This window comes from Oscillatoria nigro-viridis PCC 7112, assembly GCF_000317475.1.
GTDB lineage: Bacteria > Cyanobacteriota > Cyanobacteriia > Cyanobacteriales > Microcoleaceae > Microcoleus > Microcoleus nigroviridis.
The window spans coordinates 404,508-429,402 of the sequence record NC_019729.1; the positions used below are offsets into that span (position 1 = coordinate 404,508).

Below are 24,895 nucleotides of genomic sequence, written 5' to 3' on the forward strand. Positions count from 1 at the left end.
TAAATTTGGTGTGGGAATTAGGGCGAGGGAGATAAATTGTGAGTACAAATGACAGCAAACCGTCGGTTTTTATTGTTACCGGAATGCACCGTTCCGGTACGTCTTTAACAGCTTCTTTGTTTCAGAAAGTCGGGGTTGATATTGGCAAAAAGTTAGTGGGCCCGGCCGACGGAAATGTGAAAGGTCATTTCGAGAATGTTGATTTTGTGGAGTTTCACAAAAGTGTTTTGCGATCGCACGGTATTGATGAACTCGGCTGTACGTTTGAAAAAACGATTGCGGTAGCACCAGAATACGTCGAAATCGCCAAAAGGGCGATCGACCAAAATCAACTTCCTCACAAACATTGGGGTTGGAAAGACCCCCGAACAGCCCTTTTTTGGGATTTTTGGCTGACTTTGCTCCCCGAAGCTAATTTTATCTGTGTTTATCGATCGCCCTGGGAAGTAGTCGATTCCCTTTACCGCCGGGGAACCGATGTCAGCTTGCTGCAAAATCCCGAAAAGGCAGTAAAAATGTGGATTCACTACAATCAAAAAGTTTTAGAACTTTACGAACGTTTTCCCCATCGCTGTCTCCTAGCCAACGTTTATCCCATCGGCAACACTCCTGAACTTTTCCTCGATCGAGTCAACGAACAATTTAATGTTAACTTAGGTGCGATACCTGCCGACAATTTTGAAGAATCTTTATTAGTCAACGATATTGTTAACAGTCACAGACCAACTTTAATAGAAAAATATTTTCCCGAAGCATTAGAACTATATGAACTTTTGGAAAGCCAAGCTGGCAATCTGAGCAGCGAATCGAAAGGTGCGATCGATCGAGTTATTAATTTCCCCGCATCTCCAGTATGGCCGTTTGAAGATTGGCTAAAAATCCGCTTGCTGGAAAAACAGCAAAAAACTAGCTCTTCCGAACTCAAACAGTGGCAAGAACAATTTCACCAGGCCCAGGCGAAAGTGTTGGGGTTAGAGACAGAATTAGGCTCAACTCAAGTACAGCTTGCAGGCAAAGAATCAAATTTTCAAGAAGCTTTAGCAAAACTCCTCGGATTAGAAACAGAATTAGGACAAGCTCAGGTACAGCTTGCAGGCAAAGAATCGCAATTTCAAGAAGCTTTAACAAAAGTCTTAAAATTAGAAGCAGAATTAGGGCAAACTCAGGTACAGCTTGCAGGCAAAGAATCGCAATTTCAAGAAGCGTTAGCGAAACTCCTCGGATTAGAAACAGAATTAGGACAAACTCAGGTACAGCTTGCAGGCAAAGAATCGCAATTTCAAACAGCTTTAGCGAAAGTATTAGAATTAGAAGCAGAATTAGGGCAAACTCAGGTACAATTTGAAGAGACTGAATTTATATTGCAGCAAAAGTTAGCTGAGTTAGTTCAGCTAGAAACAGCACAAAGTCAAAATCAGGAAAGATTAAAGGATACTCAGGAAAAATTAGAACACTCCCGCCAGGAAAATGAAAATTTTCGGGCAGAGCTTGCTATAATCAAGTCTTCAATATGGTGGCAAGGGAGAGAAAAGTTGGGGGAAGTTCAGCGCCAAATCCGCGACTTGTTCCCTAAATTTATTTTTTCGTTAGATCGACCCACTACTTGGCAAGTTTGCGATTCCAACCTGCTAATTGTGGGCTGGGTTTTTAATCAAAAAAGAGAGACTACAGCAGTCCGCGCCAGAATTAAAGACCAGAGTTTCGCAGGCGTTTACGGCATAGATAGAAGTGATATAGCGCTAGCACACTCTAATATTCCGGCTGCGAAGAAATCAGGTTTCACAATTCAATTGGAAGCGCCTGCCGGACGGCACCAAGTGCTACTGGAAGCCCAAGATGACCGAGGTAAATGGCATATTTTAGCAGCTTATCCGCTGTTAGTTTCAACTATTCAAGCATCCTTAGATGTACCGGTGGTGTGGGAACAGCGTCAGGGTCAAATTTTGTTTGCTGGTTGGTGCTGCCACCACGATCGCAAAATTGCTAAATTAAGCTTGTTGTGCGGCGATACTTCTGTAGAATGCGCCTACGGTTTGCGGCGAAAAGATGTCGGCGAAGTGTTTCCCGACTGGGTTAACAGTTCGGAAAGCGGTTTTGAGGCCCTTGTCGATTTGCCTCCTGGCGAATGGCACGTTTCTCTGCAAGCTGAGTTAGAAACCGGGGAAATTTTGTATTTTCAAGCGCCGAAAAAATTGACTGTGCGGCGGTACCATATCTGGCAGCGAAGTGCAGATAAGTTTGAGGAGTTATCAAGGTTTACAGCCGCAATTCAGCAGCGGGCGAAGGAAAGAAAACAGCGTCTCGGCAGAATTGTGCCGATGCCTTGGGAAATTGTGAAAGTGCTCCGCCAGTTGGGGAAGATTTATCGCCAGCAAAAACAGTTTAGTGCGCCGGGAGATTTACTGCCGCCTGCGGGTTTTGTGGTGCCTCAACCCATTGATAGATATGACGCATGGCTGGAGGTGAATCAGTGGAACGATCGCGCGCGCGATTACTTGATTTCTCGGTTAAAATCCTGCCGGGAACCCTTGCCCAAAATTTCGGTAGTAATGCCAGTTTACAACCCGCAGATAGATTTTTTAGAAAGTGCGATCGCTAGCGCGATCGATCAAGTTTATCAAAACTGGGAACTCTGCATTGCCGATGATTGCAGCACCGATTTCACTGTGGCTGAGACTTTGAAAAACTGGGCCCAAAAGGACGATCGCATCCGCATTACATTTCGTACAGAAAACGGCAACATCAGCGCAGCAACCAACAGCGCCGCCGCCCTCGCAACAGGCGACATCATCCTGTTTTTAGACAACGACGACGAACTCACTCCCGACGCATTAGGCGAAGTCGCCCTATATTTTGCCTCGCATCCAGCCACCGATTTTCTCTACTCAGACGACGACAAAATCGACACCAAAGGTCGCCGGTTCGCCCCGCAATTCAAACCCGAATGGTCGCCGGAACTGCTGCTTTCCTATATGTATCTCGGTCATTTGTGCGCTGTCAGAAGACACATTTTTGAAGAAATAGGCGGTTTGCGGATAGGTTTTGAAGGCTCGCAAGATTACGATTTTGCCTTGAGAGCAACCGAAATTTCTCGCCACGTCGCGCACCTGCCGCTAGTGCTGTATCACTGGCGAACCGCACCCGGTTCTACAGCCATATCTGGGGCCGCGAAACCCGCCAGTTTTGCCGCAGGTCAAAAAGCCATTCAAGACGCACTAAACCGCCGAAAAATTAACGGCAATGTCGCTCAGCACGCATGGGCGATCGAAGAAAATTTAGGCATATTTGCTCAGGATTTCCCGGATAACGGCCCATCAGTAACGCTAATTATTCCTACTAAAAATCAGCTCAAATTGCTGAAAGCCTGTCTGGATTCTCTAGAAACTACAACATACAAAAATTATCAAGTTGTCGTCATCGACAACGAAAGCGACGACCCGAAAACTCTGGAATATTTAAACCAATTAACTTGCCAAGTTTTGCGGATAAAAAATCCTGGTGGCAAGTTTAGTTTTGCAGCAATTAACAACCGCGCTGCGGAACAAGTTGATAGCGAATATGTATTGTTTTTGAACAACGATACTGAAGTAATTAACCCGCGCTGGCTGAGTCAAATGGTTGGATACGTTCAAATCGCGGGCGTGGGTGCAGTCGGCGCGAGGCTGTTATATCCCGACGGCAGAATTCAGCACGCGGGCGTAATTCACGGGCTGCATCACGGTTTGGCGGGTCACGCTTTTAAGCTGATGAACAGCGAAAATCGAGGCTATCTTTCTCAAGCGATGGTAACGCGAAATTACTCTGCAGTAACAGCCGCTTGCACGATTACTCCGCGTCAATTGTTCTTAGAATTGGGCGGTTTTGATGAGGAGAATTTTGCTGTTGCTTACAATGATGCAGATTACGGATACCGACTGTTAGAACGGGGTTATCGGTGCGTATATTGTCCCGATGCGGAGTTGTTGCACAAAGAGGGAACTTCTAGGGGTTTTACCGACAATCCTCAAGAAGTGGCGGCTTTTAGGCGCAAGTATGCGGGTAAAAATGACAGTTTTTACAGCCCTCACTTGTCTTTAGAAGATGAGTATTTTCATATTCAACCCCGACGGTTTTTTATGAAGGAAGAAGGTTCGGCAACGAGCCATGTACGGGATGTAACGGATGTAAAGAAGAAGGAAGAAATAAAATGCGGTAATTTGGGTTATTTGATATCACTAAATAATTTTGTAAATCCTATCAGAGTTTTGATGTGCAGCAATTCGCTGGATTTCACGGGTGCCCCGCTGCATCAGTACGAAATCGCGGTGAAATTGGCGGCTGAGGGTGCGATCGAGCCGATCGTACTTTGCGTAACAGACGGGCCCCTGCGTCAAGCTTACGAACAGCAGGGAATTGAAGTAATTGTGCGCGACAATCCTCTCGAACACATCTACCAGCGCGATGCTTACGATGAAGCCATCCGCAGTTTTAGCACAGCAATTGCCAGTTTAAAAGTAGATGCAATTTACGCCAATACTTTAGAAAACTTTTTTGTAGTTGATGCGGCGCACCAAATGGGAATTCCTGTGGTGTGGAACGTGCACGAAAGCGAACCTTGGCAAACTTATTTTAACAGGTTTGGTTCTGAGATTGCGGCGAGAGCTTTAGAGTGTTTTCGCTTTCCTTACAAAGTTATTTTTGTGGCAGATGCAACGCGAGATAGGTATTTACCTCTCAACAGCCACCACAATTTTACCGTGATTCACAACGGCTTAGATTTGAGCAAACTGGAAAATTCGGATAACTCTGAATGGGCTAGAAAAACTTTAGGTGTTGCAGCGGAAGATGTGGTTATTTTGCTGCTGGGAACGGTATGCGAACGCAAAGGACAGCAGGATTTAGTTAAAGCACTTTCACTTTTGCCTGACAAATTGCACAATAAAATTAGGTGTTTTATTGTGGGCGATCGCCCGAGTATTTACAGCAATAAATTAGCCGAGTTGGTGGGGGAATTGCCAGCAGAGTTGCGGGAAAGGGTGACAGTAGTCCCGGAAACTGGGGAGACGGGAAAATATTACAAAGCGGCTGATATTTTTGTTTGCACTTCTCGCGTCGAAAGTTTTCCGAGAGTAATTTTGGAAGCGATGGCTTCCGATTTGCCAATTATTACAACGCCTGTTTTTGGGATAAAAGAACAAGTACGGCCGGGAATTAACGGTTTGTTTTATACGCCCGATCGCCCGGAGGAATTAGTTGCAGCTTTGATTAGTTTATTGGAGGATAAATCTTTGCGGCAGCAGTTAGCTGAAAACGCTAAATATGTCTTGGATTCACTTAATACTTTTGAGGAAATGACTCAAGCTTATGCAGATATTTTCTGGGAAGCATATTTCAGCAGTCATTAGTCATCTTACAGTGTCAGCGCCCGACCAAGCCAAGCGCAGTAAATAAACTTCTAGACTTTGGGCAGGATTTGATATAATTTTGCCAGACTTGCGGAACATATTGAAAATTGAGCCATCAATACTATAAAACAATCAAAAATGAACGATAAAAAAATGACCGATCGCCCAAGAGTAGATTATGAAAGGGCATGGGACAGTTACGCCCAACAGTGGCAAAAAACTAATGCCGAACTTGCCTATATTGGCGACGAATGGATAGGTAAAGCTGCCGGCGCCGCTAACTCCCTAGCCGAATACGAAGCGCTAATAGAACAGCAATTTATTGCGCCGTACATCAAAAAAGAACATACGGTTTTAGAAATTGGTATCGGCGGCGGAAAAACCGGTTCGCTGCTGCTGAAATATTGCGATCGACTAATTTGTGCCGACATTTCCAGTCAAATGCTGCAAGCGGCGCGATCGCGCTTGGGAGACGATCGCGTTTCTTACATCAAACTCGACGGTTTAACATTAGACGGCATCGCTCCAGGTTCAGCCGATGTCTGCTTCTGTTACGATACAATGGTACACGTAGAGCCGGTAGATATATTTAACTACCTGACTCGAATTCCCAAACTGCTGCGGGGCGATCGAATTTGCGTGTTTCACCACACCAATATTTTCACCGAATTAGGGTGGCAAAAATTCGCCAGCGAGTGGGACAAAAACTTGCTAGGGCACAGAGATGGCACAGCATTTTCAGTTATGACCGATACAATTATGGAAAAATTTCTCCATCATTTAAACTATGAAATCATCCTGAAAAATACATCTTCAGTACCGCGAGATTGCGTCTGGATATGTAAAGCACCAGTCATTAGTCATCAGTCATCACTTATTAGCCATTAGTTATTAGTTATTAGTTATTAGTTATTAGTTATTGGTAGCAGTTAACAAATAACCAATAACAACTAACAACTGTCACCAATGCCCCATGCCCAAGTCAACAGACAACTGACAATGAAAGCATTATTTCTCCATCCCAACTTCCCCGCCCAATACCGCCACATTATCACGGCTTTAGGCGCAGATACCAAAAATCAAATTGTTTTCGGCACTAAAAACGAGCGCCCAGAGTGGAACATTCCCGGCGTTCGCAAAGCAGCATTTACCCCCAGCCGGGAACCCCACGCGCAGACTCACCAATACGTCCGCCCTTTAGAAAGTGCAGTCATCTACGGACAAGCCGTATTTAGAATGGCAGAACAACTCAAAGCAGACGGTTTCGTACCCGATATAATCTGCGGACATTCCGGTTGGGGGCCGACATTGTTTGTCAAAGAAGCTTTTCCAAATACGCCGCTTTTGTGCTATTTTGAGTGGTTTTATCATGCTATTGGTTCCGACGCAGATTTCGACCCAGCGGAACCTTTAACAGTTGACGATATGGCCAGAATTAGAATCAAAAATGCGCCGATTTTGATCGATTTATACTCTTGCGATTGGGGTTTATCACCAACTTATTGGCAGCGATCGCAATTTCCGCCAGAATTACAACAAAAATTATCCACACTCCACGACGGCGTAGATACCGATTACTTCAAACCCGACCCCGGTGCTAAACTGGTTTTGCCTAACTTAGACTTGTCTGGCGTTGATGAAATTGTCACCTACGTATCGCGGGGAATGGAACCTTACCGGGGTTTTCCCGAATTCATTGAGTCGATCGCCTATGTACAAGAACGCCGCCCCAACTGTCACGTCGTAATCGTTGGTTCAGAAAGAGTTTGTTACGGGCGTTCTTTACCCAACGGCGAGTCTTACAAAGACTATATGCTCAAAAAAGTACCCCTAGATTTGTCGCGAGTTCACTTTGTCGGGCCCCTACCTTACGGACTGTATTTAAAAGTAATTCAAGCATCCGACGTACACGTTTATTTGACCCGACCTTTTGTGCTATCTTGGTCCATGATTGAATCTCTATCAACCGGATGTTTAGTAATCGGTTCCGACACAGGGCCAGTCAGAGAAGTGATCCGCGACGGAGAAAACGGTTTGCTAGTCGATTACTTCTCACCGAAACAAGTAGCCGATCGCATTGATGAAGTTTTAGACCATCCTACCCGCATGGCAGAAATTCGCATCAAAGCCCGTCAAACCGTCCTAGAACGCTACAGTTTAGCTAAAATGCTGCCGCAACATTTACAACTGATCGAGCAAGTAGCAAATCGTTCCATGCCGCCTACAGTTGGTATGGAACCAGAACGGGAACTAGCAGCATCTTTTGCAGTGAGAATTTAGCACTAAAGTTAGTCAGGACTATGCGCTGGATAATAGCGGGATGATTTGAATTTTTTTGTGGGATGGGCGTCCCGCCCGTCCCGTGTATTTTCCGGCGTTGCATAATGGAAAGCAGTCCGTTAATCCCTTCTAGGCTAGTCGCAAACTAGCTTCGAGAGCAATAATTTAGGCCTTGCATAATAGCAGAATGATTTGAATTTTTTTGTGGGATGGGCGTCCCGCCCGTCCCGTGTATTTTCCGGCGTTGCATAATGGAAGTATGAACAGTCCTAAATGCGCCCTAAATGTGAATCCGCCCCTATCCGCAATAGCAAGGAAGCATCTCATATTTGTAAAAACACTTCTTCTCCTTCCTTCCTTCTGCCTCCTGCCTCGCAGCAAGAGAGCCTCAAAACTCCAATTTCTAGCTGGGCTGCTTTCATTGAGATGCTACCGAAGGCTTCTATCCGTCTCTTACTTCATTACCTAAAGTATTGGAATATCCCCCTGCCCGATCGATTTTGATATAGTTGTGCAACCATTAAAATTTATTTAACTCCCCTTCATTTAAAATCAACTAAGAAATACCCAAAGCTGTTTCAGACATCGCAATTAAATTATTAGCAAAATTTTTCTGGTGAATTGGAAGATCAATAATAAACATTGCCCCCTGATTAGGAGCTGAAATACAATTGAGCTTGCCCCCGTGTTTATCCACTACAATCTGATGGGAAATAGACAGCCCAATACCAGTACCCTTCCCGATAGGCTTAGTAGTAAAAAATGGCTCAAATAGGTGTTGGCTAATTTCTTCTGTCATCCCAGGCCCGTTATCCTTAAAATGAATTAACACTCGATTAGATTCCGTAACCTCAGTGCGAATGAAAATCTTAGAAGGATTAGCTTTCATTTCACTTAACGATCGCGTCGTATTATAATCATCTATGGCATCAATAGCATTAGCAACAAGATTCATAAACACCTGGTTAAGCTGACCCGCATAACACTCTACCAGAGGTAGATTGCCGAATTCTTTGACCACCTCAATTGCAGGTCGATCGCCCCTTCCTTTAACACGGTTATGCAAAATTAACAGAGTGCTATCAATACCCTGGTGAATATCCACCGGTTTCATTTCCGATTCATCCAATCGCGAGAAGATTCGCAGCGACTGAACAATTTCGCGAATCCGGTCTACACCTACCTTCATTGAAGTCAGCAATTTAGGTAAGTCTTCAACCAAAAAACCTAGTTCTATTTCGTCTATTTTCTGTTCAACTTTTGGCCCAGCATCCGGAAATTCTTGGTGATAAAGATTGACTAGATCGATCAGATTTTGGGTATAATCATGGGCGTAAGAAAGATTCCCAAAAATAAAATTAACGGGATTATTGATTTCATGGGCTACACCTGCAACAAGCTGACCGAGAGAAGACATTTTTTCGCTCTGCACAAGTTTAGTCTGCGTGATTTGTAAGTCTCGAAAAGCCTTTTCTAAACATTGAGTTTGGGTTCGCAATTGAGCTTCCGATTGTTGCAATCCCGCCTCTGCTTGCAGACGCTCTTGAATCTCCTGTTTTAGCAATTGATTGGATTGGAAAAGTTCAGCCGTCCTTTCCTCAACTCGCCTTTCCAACTCCGATGCCAGCTTCAAGAGCGAAGATTCCGCTTTGACACGCTGTTCGATTTCTGCTTGCAAGCACACATTTTGCTCTAAGAGTTTCTTCGACAGCTTGCGGAGCTTCATGTGGACATTAACACGAGCTAAAACCTCTTCATGCTGAAGAGGCTTAGTAATATAATCCACCGCACCAAGACTCAAACCTTTAACCTTATCCACCGTATCAGCAAGAGCAGTCATAAAAATCACGGGAATGTCTCTCGTTACATCATTCGCTTTCAAACGGCGACAAGTTTCAAACCCATCTATTCCTGGCATAAGCACATCCAACAGGATCAGATCTGGCGCGGCATATGCGACCTTCTGGAGAGCACTTTTGCCATCCCTAGCTACCAATACTTTAAAGCCAAAATCAGCCAAAAAATCGAACAGGACACCTAAATTAGTCGGGGTGTCATCTACGATTAAAATGGTGCTTTGTTCGGCAACTTCACTACTCATTGGCTGTCGTCCTATATTGTTTAATAAACTCTAGGATTTGTTGTTCTTCAAATCCTTTCGCTAACTGGCGCAGATGGCTAGCAAAGGGAACCCATTGCTCATTGAGTTGTTCTAGTTTTGCGGCTCGCTCCGCAATTCCTCGGAGATCGCCCATCATCGCTAGATCGAATAGAACGGCGATTTCCTCATCGGGGGGAGCTACAATTTCAGAACTTAGAGATTTTTTTTCTACTTCTGCTTTCCTCGTCTCTTCCAGATTTTCTTCATAAATCCATTCTAACCCTAAATGAGTACGTAATTTTTCTAAAAACTCCTCGATTCGTATGGGTTTGGGGATAAAATCATTGCAACCTACCTCAGCACTTTGTTGTCGATCGAAATCAAAAACGCTGGCAGAAGTAGCAATCACCACTAAATTAGTCTGACCTGGTGATTTGCGAATCCGGCGCGTCGCTTCTAAGCCGCTCATTACTGGCATCATCAAGTCCATTAAAATACAGTCGGGCTTAAACTCCACCGCCTTATTTAAACAGTCCTGACCCTCCGTTGCTTCCAGAATTTCAAATCCTAACGGCTGAAGCATTCCCGTCATGATCGAGCGATTCTGCCACTTGTCGTCAGCTATGAGAATTTTTCGCTTTCGGCCTTTGAAACCAACGATTGTGTGGGCATTCGCTTTGGCTGAATTAGTCGCCCATTCCGATACCTCTGGCAAATCTAAATCGAACCAGAAAATGCTCCCTTGTCCTAATGTACTCTTCACCTTTATTTCACCGCCCATCATCTGGACTAATTGGCGGCTAATTGCCAGCCCCAACCCGGTTCCTTCAACCTTCAGGTTGGCTTCTCCTACTTGGTGAAAAGGCAAAAATATGTCTTGCAATTGCTCTAGTGCCATACCAACTCCGGTATCTTCCACTTGAAACCGAATCTTGCCATCCTGATATCCTACTTTGAATGCCACCCCACCTTTTTCGGTAAACTTAATTGCATTGCCGAGTAAGTTGATTAAAACTTGCCGCAACCTTTTTTCATCACCCTGGACGGCAATAGGTAGTTGGGTAATGGGCTCGTAAATCAGGGAGATTCCCTTTTGTTCTGCCCGAATATTGCAAATTTCAGCCAGGCCTTCCAAAAATTGTGATAAATGGAAATTACTCAAGTGGATTTCCATTTTTCGGGCTTCGATTTTGGAGAGATCTAAAATATCGTTAATTAGGGTTAAGAGGTGTTCGCCGCACTGACTAATCACGTTCAGACCATCTTTTTGCTCGTCAGCCAAGTTTTTTTGTCGTTTGAGGATTTGGGTGTAACCCAAAATGCCATTAAGTGGCGTTCGGAGCTCGTGGCTCATATTAGCCAGAAACTCACTCTTGGCAGAGTTGGCGGCTTTCGCTAATTCTTCTGCTTTTTGTAAATCGATATTTTTTTCTTGTAACTGTTGCGTTCTTTCTGCCACCTTCACTTCTAAAGTAGCATTGGCTGCTTCCAAATCGTTATAAAGACGGGCATTCTCAATCGAAATAGCTGCTTGAGAAGATAAAAGTTGTAAAACTTCTAAACGATCGGGAGTAAAAGCACCAGTTGTGAGATTATTTTCTAAGTAAAGAATGCCAGTAAGTTTTCCTTGATGGACGATGGGAGTACATAATACTGACTTGGGTTTTTGGTTGACGATATAAGTATCCGCCGTGAAGGTTCCCTCACAACTCGCATCGTTTAATACAACATTTTCCTGAGTTCTGGCAACATAGTTAATCAAAGATATGGGTAGTTGCTTACTGTTTTCCACTGGTATTCTTTGCAGCACTTCTACATCGCTATCTACAGTGCCATAGGCTTCAATTAGTAGATTTCCAGCTTTGTCTAAAATGAAAATCCCATTTTGAGCACCCGCATTCTCGATCGCAATTTTCATCAATTTTGCTAACAAATTAGTCAACACAATTTCGCCAGAGAGAGCTTGAGAGGCTTTGATGACAGTCGCTAAATCTAGTGCGCCACTCCCTCCACTTGTCGAGCTAGTGCTCGTAGCGATCTGGCTACGTTGAGTTTCTGGCTTGGCTATCCGGGAAAATAGTTGAGGATATCTGGCTTCCAAATCTTTGACTATAGCTTTAGCTCCCCAGCGACTATATGCGTAGTAAGCATCGGTTAAATACATCAGAGCAATCTTATCTTTCCTGCGAAAAAAATAAAACTCTGCAGCCAGTTCGTTAGCTAAGGCTTCTTCTTGGATATATCCCTGTTCTTTGGCTCCTGCTATAGCGCGATCGTAATAATCACTAGCTTCTAAAGGTTGTCCCAAAATCCGCGCTTTTTCTGCTTCTACTAAGTCATACTTATGCTGAAAATTAATCGGTGCATGGAACGCCCAAGTTTTCATTTTTTCTTGGTTTACTGCTACTTGAATTAAATATTCTTCTTGTTCTTGCGCTGAAACTTTGGGATACATTGCTAGGAGGCCAAGAGAATGGTAGAAGTTGCCAAGTGCATTCTGAATTAATCCCACACCGCAACTGGCATATTTTGATACTAAATTAGCATTGACTATTGTGCCTTCGTAATCTTTAAAACAATAACGAAGCATCGCTTGCGCCGCATGGTAAAAAAACAGCAGAGTCCCATTATTAGATTCAAGGAACATCGGCACCATTTCTTCTTCATTAAAACTCTCACCAATCAACTGATATTTATCTGAGGCTTTGCCAAGCAAATTTTTAACTAATTGCTGATAAATTTTGATTGCAAAAGTATCGTAATCTTGCTTATATTTAATGCTAATAGCAACATATTTTTCCTGTTCATGCTCAACTTTTTCTAGCTCTTTTTCAGTTAAAAAAGTCATGTAGCAATAATTGATCAGACAGTGACAAGCACATTCCAAATCACCTACTTCTAAGCCACTTTGCATAGCCTTAATCAAAGGTTCTCGGGTTTCCACACTATGATCTTTCCAGCATCTAAGAAGAGCATTAAATATTAACCCAACCTTACAGTTGAGCGAGTTAGTTTCAAATTTATCCAATACAACAATGGATAGTTTTCCAAATTTATATCCAGAATCTATATCCCCCTTTGGTCCACATAAAAGAGAGCCATAGAAAACGTAAGCGTAAGCAGATTCCGGTGAGTTACCATACTCGATCGACAAATCGATCATTGTATATATAATTAGTGGCAGCATAGCTCCATTACCAAGATATGCCGAGATCACAATGCTGCTTAATATCCGCATAGCCGCAAGTTTATTCAGATCTGTCATTGGTGGCAGATTGGCTAAATCCTCAATAATCAATCCTTGAGGGGGTTCTTGCTCTAGGTAAACGCCGAACATTTCAAGAACATTAATACCAGTATCTATGGCGGATTGCGTCCGGTTTTCAGCCATATCAAACTGAATTTTTAATTCATAGACTTTAATTTTTTCTAGAATGGTTTTTGCTTGTTTGACGATCGCAGCAGACAACTCTTGAGAACGCTCAAAGTTAGTGGTAATAAATTCTGATTCTGCTGCTTCTAAATAGAGGTTTAACGTCAGCTTATATTGAGTCTCCCAGCTATCAGCAGCGAGGAGTCCTAAACCCATATTCAAATATTTGACTGCTGACTCATAAGCTGTTGCTGCTTTGGCTTTTTGTCCGGCGATCAAATTGAGTTCTGCTAGTTCATATTTTTCACTTTCTAAAGTGAGTAAATCATTGCCGTAATTGAGCTGGTTAACCAGTATAAATATATTTTCTTTTTGTTCTTCAGAGGTTGTGGAATGCAGTAGGAGTTGACCTATTTTTAGGTGAGTTTCTTTTTTCTGTTCGTCTGGAATTAGAGAATAAGAAGCCTGTTGTACTCGGTCGTGTAAAAATTTGTAGGTGACATTAAACTGTTCACTTGACTTTTCTGTAGATGTTTCCTCCTCAAATAGCAGGGGGATTTTGTAGGAATTATTTAGTGGTATAACGAAACCAGCTTGTAGCGCTTCCCATAAATCTCTTGCCGTCTCTGACTGAGATTTTTTATTAGCAATTGCCAAAAGTTCTAAACTGAATATGTCTCCAATACAGGCAGCTAATTTTAAGACATTCTGCGTCTGGGACGACAGCTTTTGAATTAGGATGACCATCAATTCGACGACATTATCACTGATCTCAATGCCTTGAAGCTGTTGAATATCCCACTGCCAACAAACTAGATCGAAATCAAAGGATAGAAGTTTGTCTTGATAAAGGGATTTGAGAAGTTGAGTTAAAAAGAAAGGATTTCCCTGCGTTTTATTAAACACTAACTCAGCCAGGGGGCAAACTTCGGAAACTTGACTACGTAGGGTTTCGCTGACTAACTGGTTTACATGGGAAAGTTCCAAAGCTTGGAGGATAATATTATTTACTACCGCCTTGGTATTTTGAATTTGCTCTAAGGTATATATTAACGGGTGAGTAGGACTGACTTCATTATCCCGATAAGCCCCAATTAATAGTAGATATTTACTATCAGGATCGGTCATAATTAGTTGGATGAGTTTGAGGGAAGCCGAATCTGCCCATTGCAAGTCATCCAAAAATACTACTAGGGGGTGTTCGGGTTTACTGAATACTTGTATAAATTTTTGAAAGACTTGATTAAATCGGTTTTGGGATTCGGCTGGCCCCAAGGTTGGAACCGCAGGCTGTGGGTCAATAATTTTTTCTACTTCGGGAATAACATCAATAATAACCTGGCCATTCGTACCAACTGCTTCGAGAATTTTAGATTTCCAGATAGCAATTTTTTCCGAATTATCGGTCAGAACTTGGCGCATCAATTCCTGAAAGGCTTGAATTAAAGAAGCATAGGGAATATTTCGTTTAAATTGGTCAAATTTACCCCCAATAAAATACCCTCTTGCTGCCACTATCGGTTTATCAACTTCGTTAACTAAGGAAGATTTTCCGATACCTGAATAACCGGAAACTAGCATCATTTCTGTGGTTCCAGCACTGACGCGAGTGAAGGCTTCTAGTAATCTAGCAACTTCTGTTTCCCGTCCATAGAGTTTTTGAGGAATCAGAAATTGACTGTAGGAATCTAGTTGACCTATAATAAATTGGCAAATCTTTCCTGAAGAAAACATCTGCTGGCAGGTTTCTAAGTCAACTTTTAGTCCAAAAGCGCTTTGATATCTATCTTCAGCGGTTTTAGATAATAATTTCATTACAATTTCAGAAACTGCATCCGGGATTTCGGGATTCAGCTTTTGAGGTGGTATTGGTGCTTTAGCTATATGGCAATGAACGAATTCTAGGGGGTCTTTTGCGGAAAAAGGTAGCTTACCCGTCAGCATTTCATAAAATGTAATACCGAGGGAGTAAAAGTCGGTGCGGTAGTCCACTGAGCGGTTCATTCTGCCGGTTTGTTCCGGCGACATATAAGCAAGAGTTCCTTCTAATAAGTTGGGATTTGTGACGGTTTGATTTTCTCGATCTAAAAGAGAACCAATGCTAAAATCAATAATTTTTACTTCTTTTGTCTCTGAGTCAATTAGAATATTTTGGGGTTTAATGTCTTTATGGATCACATTACTGTGATGAATTTCTCCAATAGTTTTTGCCAACTGAATTCCGATTTTTAGAAATGCGTTTATAGCCAAGGGTTGATTGTTAAGAAAATCTTTCAAAGAGTGACCGCGAAAATTTTCTAATATCAGCGCTAAGCCGTTATGATAGTTTTCTAAGGCTATGGGTTTGACTATTCCTTGACTGTCTAAATGTCGGAGTATTTTATGTTCGTGTCTTAATCTGGAAATTTCTTCGAGTGTAGGATGCTCCGCTTTGAAGGTTTTGATAATTGCTGATGTTCGATCGATATCTTTGGTGCCGCGATAAATAATCGTACTGACACTTTCGTAAATAGCTTCGCTTAGGTTGTAACCAAAAATATTAATACTCATGTGCGTAATTTCACTAATAAAAAATTGAATAGCAGTAGGTATTTCAGTAGGTCTACTGATATTTATGACAGAACAGAATTAAAAGACGATTTTCAATGCACTATAAATAAGTATGACAATTTTCAATGCACTATAAATAAGTATAATCTAAGCTTTTTGAATAACCTTTAAATTTTAACAAATCTAAATATGCTTGTTTGTTACTTAATATGCTATAATTTTTAGTCTTTATTAAAATTTAAGTGAAATCATAAAAAAATTAACGGCAAAGTTGCTAAATATATCCGGTGTGATAGTAGAGGATAGTGGACACAGAAGAGACGATTATTTTATCGGTTAGAGTAATAAAGATCAAAGCAGTTTGCCCACGATGTAGTCCAACCAATGATTGTCTTTATCAAAATAAGGTAGTCCTGCATAGTCAGGACTACGCCAATTTTAACAGGACAAAGTGGCTGTACTTGCTTGAAAGTAGCGATTTTTGTTACTATTGTTAAAACCCAACTAATTTCCTATGAAATCAACTACTAGGGCGCTGAAAGAATGGAATGTAGCAGTTAATGCTTTGGAACAAGGTCAAACGATTGTGCTGTTGCGGAAGGGGGGAATTCGCGAGCAAGCAGGACAGTTTAATGTCACTGACAAAGTGGTTTTGCTGTATCCAACTTTTGAACATCAACAGCCGGATTTATTAAAGCCGGAGTTTGCACATCAAGTCAAGACTGTAGAATCTGGTTGGCATCCTGAAGTTATTACAATTGGCAGTTGGGCGGAGATTACTGATGTTTTTTTGGTAGCTTGGGAACCAGCAATTACTGCGCTATTTCCGTACCATATTTGGAATCACAATTTTGTCAGCGATCGCCTGAAATGGAAACAAAATCTGCCAATTTATATTTTATTGCTGCGGGCTTATCGCCTTGCAGAAATCCGCGAAATTCCCTACATTCCTGAATACGGCGGTTGCCGTTCTTGGCTCGATTTGGCAGATGCTATTTCGCTGGAGGGAAGCCAAGCTGTTTTGAGCGATGGAGAGTACATTGAACGCTCAAATGAAATCCGCAATCTGATAGCGAATCCTGCGAATGCTTCTGGTTCGCAGAGAGTGACCACGCTGACGGAAGGTAGTGAGGATTTTAGTCCTCGTTAATAGTTTTTAATGTACTTTTCGAGAGGCGCGCTTCTACCAAACCCAGCCCAAAATCCGCAGCTAATGCCATTAAAGCGGCCGGAATTGCCCCAGCTAAAAGTAACTGATTGTTGACGGTAGCAACGCCCCGAAAAATAAACACCCCCAAGCCACCCGCACCAATTGCAGCGGCGATTGTAGCGAGTCCGATCGCAATTACCGCAGCAACTCGCACGCCCGCCAGAATCACGCCCAGTGCCAGGGGAATTTCCACTTGCCATAACAGTTGCATATCAGTCATCCCCATGCCCCTTCCGGCTTCCGCAATCGCCGGATCGACGCCGACTATACCAGTATAAGTATTGCGGATTATTGGCAGTAAAGAATATAGAGTGAGGGCGATAATTGCCGTGCGATCGCCTATTCCACCCACTACCGGCACCGGGATTAGCAAGCCAAACAAAGCTAAACTGGGAATTGTTTGCATAATATTAGCAAATCCCAAAATTGGCTTTTTCAATTTTGGTTTTCTCGTGGTTAAAATTCCCAGGGGAATACCCACAATAATAGCGATAAAAATTGCAACAGTTACTAAATATAAGTGTTCGATCGCGCGCTGAACTATCTCCGCACCATACCGATTGATAAATTGCATCATGTGGGAATTAGTAATTAGGAATTCGGAATTGTAAATTATGGTATAATGGAATATCTCATAGAAGTGGTTTCACCAATATCTTTAATTCCCAACCATCAGCTTCAAAAACCCGCCCCGCCCATACTCATAAACTAATGATGCGATCGCACATTATATTATTACCCCGTTCCGGGTAATTGCAAACATTCGAGAAAAGCCCCAGCTTCTGGATGCTGAGATTTGAGAAAATCATGAGGTGTTGCCAATTCAACCAACCGTCCGTCTTGCATCAAACCAATTCTAGAAGCTAACAAAAAAGCTTCTTGAATCCCGTGAGTCACAAAAATCACAGTTTTGCCGAGTTGCTGCTGCAATTGACCGAACTCCCGCTGCAATTCCAGACGAGTAATCGGGTCTAAAGCACCAAACGGTTCGTCCATTAACAATATCGGAGGGTCAGCCGCCAGTGCTCTAGCGACGCCTACCCGCTGCCGCTGTCCGCCGGATAACTGATGGGGATAGCGTTTGGCGAAGTGCTGGGGGTCGAGGTTGACTAATTCTAACAGTGTGCGGACGCGAGATTGAATACGATCGCCCTCCCAACCTTCTAATTTTGGCACTAAACCGACGTTTTGCTCGACAGTAAAATGGGGAAATAAACCAATTTCTTGAATCACATAACCAATTTTTCGGCGCAGTTGAATTGGGTTCCACTGAGTTGTCAGTTTTCCCATGACAAGAACTTCGCCGCTGCTTGGCGTTAGTAAATTGTTAATCAATTTCATGGTAGTAGTTTTGCCGCTGCCGCTGCGTCCCAGCAATACTAAAACTTCTCCTTGCAGCACTTTGAAATTGAGTTTGTCTACTAAATGCCTGCGGTTGAGGCGATATGTAACGTCGAGGCATTCGACAGCAACTTCATTATTGAGAGGCATGATTAGTTCCGGTGATTTGGGTTTTTAGCAACTTAAAATCGACGACCCTCGGAAAACAATTCCCAATCTAAAATCTAAAATCTAAAATCTAAAATCTAAAATCGACTTGATTTTGCCATTCTAGCAATAAGGCTCGACATTGGAGGCAAGTTAATTTTTTGAGCAAGTCGCGAATTCCGTCTGGGGTGGCAGGATATGCAGCACCGATCAGTTCGGGGCTTACTGTTGCTGTCGGGTGCAATTGTGCAACAAAACCGTAAAGTTTTTGATTGGAGAAGGAACTGTTTATTGCCCAGCCGACGGTGTTGATCGGTTGGAGGCGGGCGATCGCGCTTTCTGTCACGCCTAGTTCCCTCTTAATTATAGCTGGAACAGCCGCTGCTGGCGTGGCTTCGGCTGGTACGCGACCGCCGGGAAAATCCAGGGTTGCTTCTGCCACGCCGGGGCGATACATCGGTGTGGGAAACAGAAATTTTCCAGCTTGAATTGTCAAGATTACAACTGAATCTGCTCTTTCTACTCGCCAATATTCTACTGTTTTTCCTTCGGTTGTTTCGAGATGTTCGGCGATTAGTTTTACCCAATGAGAGTTGATTTCTACAAAGCGATCTAGAGTTTTCCACTGGGATTTGGCAGTTTGGTTCATGTGGGAATTTTTGAAATAAATCAGATGTTGTTTGCTATGGTAGTCGATCGTTGCCGAACCCAACAATAAAAGATCGACCTTTTCAGCTTTGAGCCAGTTTTTTCCTCTCGATTGTAAATTTTTGCTACAACCCTACACATTCGCCTAGATAATTCGGTAACATACACTACATAATCAAAGTTTATCTGCGCCTTCGCTCTGCGTTGTTTCAACCGCGCCCTGGTGCAGACTCTTAGCTAGACAGGAGTAGTTATGCAACTGCAAACAGATATTCGTACTTGGCAATCCCAACCAACGCCCGGAAGCTTAGCCAGTGTCGGCGACTGGGAAAAATTTGGCTGCGCCGTACCTGCACCAAAATTGGCTCCTTCTATGTGGGTTAAATTGTTCAATCCGCCAACCGCATTCAGCTTTGACGAAGCGTGGCTGTTGTGTGAATGTTCAGAAGAACAGTGGCTAGCTTGGATTCCTGATTATGGCGAAATTTTACTGAGTACACATGAATTTTGCGCTACTAAATCGTGAATTACGCAGACAAACTTTCATAAACCAGGTGTTAAAATCCATATCCCTCGGGTTCCACGGGATTTTTGGGAAAAAAGCTGGTTTCTGCGTAATTATGTCGTTTGCAGTGAGGAATGCAAGTCCTTAAACTTTGATAAGGACTTGCATTCCTCACTACAAACCTCTTATCTGATGTCGTTTCAGCCGATATCATAGAAGTCTTAATAGATATTAATTGAAATTTCGCCAACAAAAAGAGCAATAGAAAACCTATTGCTCTTTCTGTTCAAAAACACTCTCTAGTTTTTATCTTTAAGATAGCGGAAGTTATATCAACTGGGCTGGATTGACCCCAATATCGCTGCGGTGACGGGTTTACTGTATCGATGCTTGCATGGGAGATATTGGTGAACCCGCCCTTACAGCAATTACGGTCAATTTAGCTCCTGTGATATTGCTGGCTTATTTGCAAACTGCACGGTTATTTGCGTTTCTGACAATCGTGCCTACTTTACCATTAATCTGAATCGGGTTCTTAGTGCTGGCTCGAATCAACAGCGGTTGTTTGGCAAGACATTCTCTGATTGATGCTGCCCAGGCGGTGAGAGCTCCGGTATATTCTGTACGACCCGCTGGGGCGCGAAACTGATCGGTAATTAGGAAATCCGAGGTGATGCTAGTGTCAGTAGCAACATTGGTAATAATTGGAAAGTCAAAGGCTTTGGGCAAAGTTCTGTCTGGGATTTTGCCAGGTACCAACTGGTAATTCTTCGAGCCACCCTTGTAGTCAATACCTGCTTGAGGGCTGGTGGGAGGGCTTGTTTGAGCCAACGCGGAAACAGGCAAGCTTGCTACCAAAAGGGTGCAGCAACTCCAAAATAATTTCGATTTCATCAAATTCATCTCCTCAACTTTATGACGATTAGCACTAATTTAGGTATGCTCAAAAGACACTAGCTTTTATTGAGAAAGCGCCTGATGATATTGAGCTTTTGAGTTTGAGTTCAACTTACCTAAGTTATTACCAAACATCTTCAAAAATGTTAAAACTGGTTTGCCTGACAAACTGTAGAAAAGTTTCAGTTGAGTTAGATATTTACACATCTGAAGTTGTTACAGCATTTGGGAGTCGGTTTTACCAGAATGATTCATTTTTGAGCGATGTCATTGGAACTTTATCAAATTTTGTCTCAGATATCAAGTTTTGCCGATCGCGTATCACGTTTTAACACTGGTTGGCGGCTCGATCGAGCTTTGACTGTGGCGCACTATACCAGGGCGAGAAAGATGCTACAGTGCATCGATGGCCGTTTGAGTATTTTCAGGCGACAATAGACAGAGAAGGGGCTTGAAAATAGGTGATTTTGGTGGAAGATAGTAAATTTATCGACGTATCGGACATTATGGGTGTTCCCGCGGCTCCGGCGGGTTACAAATCGGGCTTTGTGGGTATTGTCGGACGCCCGAATGTCGGAAAATCAACGCTGATGAATCAGTTGGTGGGGCAGAAAATTGCGATTACTTCGCCGGTGTCTCAAACGACGCGCAACAGGCTGCGGGGCATCCTGACGACACCGGAAGCACAAATTATTTTTGTCGATACTCCGGGGATTCACAAGCCGCATCACCAATTGGGTAAGGTTTTGGTGCAGAATGCCCGCACAGCGATTCAGTCGGTGGATGTGGTGCTGTTTGTGGTGGATGGTTCGGTGGAATCGGGAGGGGGCGATCGATATATTGTCGAAATTCTCAGCAATTGCAAAGTTCCGGTGATTTTGGGGATGAATAAGTTGGACGAACAACCGTCGGATTGCGTGTTGATCGATCGAACTTACGAGCAAATTGTCAATCCTGAGTGGCCTGTAGTGAAATTTTCGGCTCTCACGGGCGAGGGTGTCGAGTCGCTGCAACAATTGTTAATCGAACATTTGGAGGTTGGGCCTTATTATTATCCGCCAGATTTGGTGACTGACCAGCCGGAACGCTTTATTATGGGCGAATTGATTCGGGAACAGATTTTGCTGCTGACGCGGGAAGAAGTGCCGCATTCCGTAGCAATCGCGATCGACATTGTTCAAGAAGAAGCAAAAATTACGCGCATTCTGGCGACAATTCACGTCGAACGGGATTCCCAAAAAGGTATTTTAATCGGTAAAAGCGGCAGTATGCTCAAGTCGATCGGCAGTGCGGCCCGGGAACAGATTCAAAAGTTAATTGAAGGCAAAGTATATTTGGAGTTATTTGTCAAAGTGCAGCCGAAGTGGCGGCAGTCCCGCACTCGTTTGGCGGAATTGGGCTATCGAGTCGAAGAGTAGTCAGGATAGTCGAATAGTGCGAGGGTCCCCGCTCACGATCGATATCCGAATATCTTGCTGACTTTATTTATAAAAGTAGGGTGCGCCGCCACGGGTAATTCTCGCCCCAAACAACAATATATAAAGCGACGCACCGCCAAGATTATCAAGAGGGTGAATACTCGGATTTGATATAAGATGATTCAGAAGCTCGATCGAGAGCTTGACCTACAGAAAATTGGTAGCATAAATAAAATAGAAATAAACTCCATTACCCATTACCTACTACCCATTACCTAAAAAAATGATCGCCGCCAAAGAAAACTTTCCCCAACTTACCCCAGCAGAATACTTCGCCTGGGAAGCAAAGCAGCTAGAAAAACACGAGTATATCGACGGTCAAGTTTATGCCATGAGCGGCGGCAGCGTCAATCACGGTCGCATTGCCATCAGACTTACTGCCATGTTCGACAATCATTTAGAGAATAGCGGTTGCATAACGGGTAATTCGGACATCAAGATTAACATTGTTGAAACCAGTAACTATATTTACCCCGATGCCAGCGTCACCTGCGACGATCGCGATAAAACCACAACCCAATATATTACCTACCCCTGTTTAATCGTTGAAGTTCTTTCTCCTAGCACTGAGGCATACGATCGCGGGGGGAAATTTAGAATGTATCGTAAAAACCCTGTCTTACAAGATTACCTATTGGTTAGTTCCACCAGTATCGAAATGGATCTGTATCACAAAAATGATGCTGGTGAATGGATCATTATTAACTACAAAGAAAGCGATACCATCGAACTAAAAAGCATCAATCTCTGTTTTGCGATCGAGCAAGTCTATCGCGGACTTGACCTTACACCACAAGGTGAATAAACTATCTGAATCGACTAAATATATTTGAACACACCCCATCTTTAGATGTCGATCGCTGCCGATGGGCGATCGTTAACTACATCACGATCGAGGAAAGGAGATTCCGATGGGAGTAAGAACGGTTTGACATACATTCTCGATCTGCGGTATTATTCGGCTATATATAGAATTACCTTTATGACAATAGATTTCGGCAGTATCAAAGGCTACAATCCTGAGAGAGGATTTGGGTTTGTCGGTCATACTTTTTTTAATCCTGATGGAAAAGTTTTCTTCCATATCAAAAAAATCAAGAAAAAATATCCTGAATTAGCCCAAAACTTGGACAGTGGTGAAGCTTTTGAAACAGTCAATTTCTGGTATGAAATTGAAACTACCGAAAAAGGCGAACAAGTTAGTAAGCTTTGGCTACGCAAACAATATCCCTCCAAGTTACACAAATGAATTATGTGGTTTAAAACAAAAAGTAGAGAGTATCTGGAAAAATATAGGCTCTCCAAAACCTAGTTGGCTTGACCATGTAACGATAGAGTTGGTTGGAGTTAATCGCAGACATGAACTAAGTGTTGAGCGAGATAACTTAGAGAGTCAGCTTAGAGCGGCAGAGGAGGAGCGACGCAGGGAAGCAGAAGCTTTACTCCAAAATGAAATTGTAAAAATAGCTAAGAAGTATGGCTTAGATACAGCGAAGGTTGATGAAATTCTAAGCATAGCTAAGAAGTATGGCTTAGATACAGCGAAGGTTGATGAAATTCTAAGCATAGCTAAGAAGTATGACTTAGATATAACGAAGGTTTATGAAATTCTAAAAATAGCTAAGAAGTATGGCTTAGATGCAGCGAAGGTTGATGAAATTCTAAGAATAGCTAAGAAGTATGACTTAGATGCAGCGGAGGTTGATGAAATTCTAAGAATAGCTAAGAGGTATCGCTTAGATACAACGAGGGCTTATGAGTTATATCGACTACTAAAGGAGCTAGGTCCTTTAGGTTTTACACATAGTAGGCAACTCTCGATACATATTATAAGATATAAGCTTGGTTATAGGTATCCCCATATCTCAGGTATTGTGACAATGGAAGATGGAGGTACAGCATGGGAGTTTCCTGGGGGATTTCCTCCAGAAATTTATACAATTATTTGTATGGAACTCCGTTTGGCAAACCAGGGGACGAGTGCTAGAGCAATAGGATTTACACCATTTAAAGATATCTATTAAACAAATCAAGAATAACGAATAACTCGATCAATAGTAAATAGGAATTAGACAGAAATGAGAAAACCCTTTTACAAAAATAAAATCACAGGCAATTATGGTGTTCGTGAAGGGCAGGTATGGTCAAATCAGTCTTCCTACCTCAAACTTAGGCTTGTAAGCGCTGTTGGGGGAATGATTGAGTTGAGTCACCAGCACGAAAATGTCACGACTCAAAATCTAGTTTAAGTCTCACCGGAGGAAGTTCAAAAGGCTCTATTGAGTTTTTAGTTAAGTTGTTGAAGCCCGCCTAACACTGCGTGGGTGCGGACGGAACAGAGGTTATCGGTGGGTGATCTAACCTGTCTGCCGCCACACAAGTTTATCGTTATCTCGTAAACGCTGTCTGACTTTGGAGATGATTCGGAAGCTCGATCGAGAGTTTGACCTACAGAAAATTGGTAAAATAAATAGAGACGCTGCGATCGCGCACCCATGCAACAAGCTAGTATATCCAATCTTTTCGCCAAACCTCAAACTAGGAAATTCTCAAAAATTCCAACTATCAACTACCGAAACCACATCACGATCGAAGCAAATAAACGCGGTGGTAAGCCTTGTGTACGCGGCTTGCGAATTACGGTTTATGAAGTGCTTGAGTACCGGGCTTCTGAGATGACCGAAGCAGAAATTCAAGGGCGATTTTCCCGATTGTCACGCGAGAAGATTTAAAAGCCTGCATTGCTTGTGCTGCTAACGGCAAGCGTCGGTTTATGACCGATCCCTTATCCGCAGGAAATTACTTTTTGATGAAAACTTGTCGCCCGAGTTGCCGCATCGTTTGATCGATATTTTCCCAAATTCGCTTCACCTCCTTTGATGCGGGAATGAAAGCAACGATCGACCTAATAGTTTGGGATTATGCAAAAGATATGACGGCGCACACAAGAGTGCAAACGCAGTCAGCCTGGGAACCCACGC

Annotated in this window: 16 protein-coding genes and 1 pseudogene; 11 read left to right on the forward strand and 6 right to left on the reverse strand. The window is 43.0% G+C overall.

Annotated features, from left to right (window positions below; all coding sequences use genetic code 11):
- Window positions 1-38: 38 nt before the first annotated feature.
- The 3 genes from OSC7112_RS01740 (at window position 39) to OSC7112_RS01750 (ending at window position 7,664) form a co-directional block, all read left to right on the forward strand.
- Window positions 39-5,384 carry a glycosyltransferase gene (locus OSC7112_RS01740; RefSeq protein WP_015174301.1) on the forward strand — a complete coding sequence of 1,782 codons (5,346 nt, stop codon included), beginning with the start codon at window positions 39-41 and terminating at the stop codon, window positions 5,382-5,384.
- 138 nt (window positions 5,385-5,522) lie between these two features.
- Window positions 5,523-6,272, forward strand: a complete 750-nt coding sequence (locus OSC7112_RS01745) for a class I SAM-dependent methyltransferase (RefSeq protein ID WP_015174302.1) — start codon at window positions 5,523-5,525, stop codon at window positions 6,270-6,272.
- A 111-nt stretch (window positions 6,273-6,383) separates the two neighbouring features.
- Window positions 6,384-7,664 carry a glycosyltransferase family 4 protein gene (locus OSC7112_RS01750; protein ID WP_041622857.1) on the forward strand — a complete coding sequence of 427 codons (1,281 nt, stop codon included), beginning with the start codon at window positions 6,384-6,386 and terminating at the stop codon, window positions 7,662-7,664.
- 556 nt (window positions 7,665-8,220) lie between these two features.
- Here OSC7112_RS01750 and OSC7112_RS01755 read toward each other — a convergent pair.
- Entirely contained in the window at window positions 8,221-9,765 is a 1,545-nt protein-coding gene (locus OSC7112_RS01755; protein ID WP_015174304.1) for a hybrid sensor histidine kinase/response regulator, read from the reverse strand.
- Complete coding sequence (locus tag OSC7112_RS01760; protein WP_015174305.1) at window positions 9,758-15,688, reverse strand: hybrid sensor histidine kinase/response regulator; 5,931 nt, start codon at window positions 15,686-15,688, stop codon at window positions 9,758-9,760. Before OSC7112_RS01760 ends, OSC7112_RS01755 begins: the two co-directional genes overlap by 8 nt.
- 514 nt (window positions 15,689-16,202) lie before the next feature.
- Here OSC7112_RS01760 and OSC7112_RS01765 point away from each other — a divergent pair.
- The gene (locus tag OSC7112_RS01765) at window positions 16,203-16,838 is read left to right on the forward strand and encodes a DUF1802 family protein (RefSeq protein WP_015174306.1); all 636 of its coding nucleotides are present in this window, start codon (window positions 16,203-16,205) and stop codon (window positions 16,836-16,838) included.
- Here OSC7112_RS01765 and OSC7112_RS01770 read toward each other — a convergent pair.
- From OSC7112_RS01770 to OSC7112_RS01780, 3 genes are all read right to left on the reverse strand, one after another.
- Window positions 16,825-17,475, reverse strand: a complete 651-nt coding sequence (locus OSC7112_RS01770; RefSeq protein ID WP_015174307.1) for an ABC transporter permease — start codon at window positions 17,473-17,475, stop codon at window positions 16,825-16,827. The two genes, OSC7112_RS01765 and OSC7112_RS01770, sit on opposite strands and share 14 nt — an antisense overlap.
- Before the next feature lie 158 nt (window positions 17,476-17,633).
- Entirely contained in the window at window positions 17,634-18,389 is a 756-nt protein-coding gene (locus OSC7112_RS01775) for an ATP-binding cassette domain-containing protein (protein WP_015174308.1), read from the reverse strand.
- 88 nt (window positions 18,390-18,477) lie between these two features.
- Complete coding sequence (locus OSC7112_RS01780; RefSeq protein ID WP_015174309.1) at window positions 18,478-19,035, reverse strand: NUDIX hydrolase; 558 nt, start codon at window positions 19,033-19,035, stop codon at window positions 18,478-18,480.
- Between the two features lie 252 nt (window positions 19,036-19,287).
- On the opposite strand from OSC7112_RS01780, the gene OSC7112_RS01785 reads away from it, so the two are divergent.
- On the forward strand, window positions 19,288-19,560 hold the full coding sequence (locus OSC7112_RS01785; protein WP_015174310.1) for a hypothetical protein: 273 nt from the start codon (window positions 19,288-19,290) through the stop codon (window positions 19,558-19,560).
- A gap of 441 nt (window positions 19,561-20,001) precedes the next feature.
- Here OSC7112_RS01785 and OSC7112_RS01790 read toward each other — a convergent pair whose 3' ends face one another.
- Entirely contained in the window at window positions 20,002-20,433 is a 432-nt protein-coding gene (locus OSC7112_RS01790) for a hypothetical protein (protein ID WP_015174311.1), read from the reverse strand.
- A 267-nt stretch (window positions 20,434-20,700) separates the two neighbouring features.
- Here OSC7112_RS01790 and OSC7112_RS39230 point away from each other — a divergent pair, with 267 nt between their 5' ends.
- The 6 genes and pseudogenes from OSC7112_RS39230 (at window position 20,701) to OSC7112_RS01815 (ending at window position 24,759) form a co-directional block, all read left to right on the forward strand.
- Complete coding sequence (locus tag OSC7112_RS39230) at window positions 20,701-20,874, forward strand: hypothetical protein (protein WP_190274316.1); 174 nt, start codon at window positions 20,701-20,703, stop codon at window positions 20,872-20,874.
- Window positions 20,875-20,942: 68 nt separating this feature from the next.
- Window positions 20,943-21,854 carry a GTPase Era gene (gene era, locus OSC7112_RS01795; protein ID WP_223300920.1) on the forward strand — a complete coding sequence of 304 codons (912 nt, stop codon included), beginning with the start codon at window positions 20,943-20,945 and terminating at the stop codon, window positions 21,852-21,854.
- 283 nt (window positions 21,855-22,137) lie between these two features.
- Window positions 22,138-22,719 (forward strand): Uma2 family endonuclease, encoded by a 582-nt coding sequence (locus OSC7112_RS01800; RefSeq protein WP_015174313.1) that lies wholly within the window; start codon window positions 22,138-22,140, stop codon window positions 22,717-22,719.
- A 45-nt stretch (window positions 22,720-22,764) separates the two neighbouring features.
- A complete protein-coding gene (locus OSC7112_RS01805) occupies window positions 22,765-23,163 on the forward strand; it encodes a cold shock domain-containing protein (RefSeq protein WP_083888103.1) in 399 nt (132 codons plus the stop codon).
- The gene (locus OSC7112_RS36790) at window positions 23,081-23,938 is read left to right on the forward strand and encodes a threonine/serine exporter family protein (protein ID WP_150111470.1); all 858 of its coding nucleotides are present in this window, start codon (window positions 23,081-23,083) and stop codon (window positions 23,936-23,938) included. Before OSC7112_RS01805 ends, OSC7112_RS36790 begins: the two co-directional genes overlap by 83 nt.
- Before the next feature lie 540 nt (window positions 23,939-24,478).
- Window positions 24,479-24,759: pseudogene (locus OSC7112_RS01815) on the forward strand (DUF433 domain-containing protein).
- Window positions 24,760-24,895 lie beyond the last annotated feature (136 nt).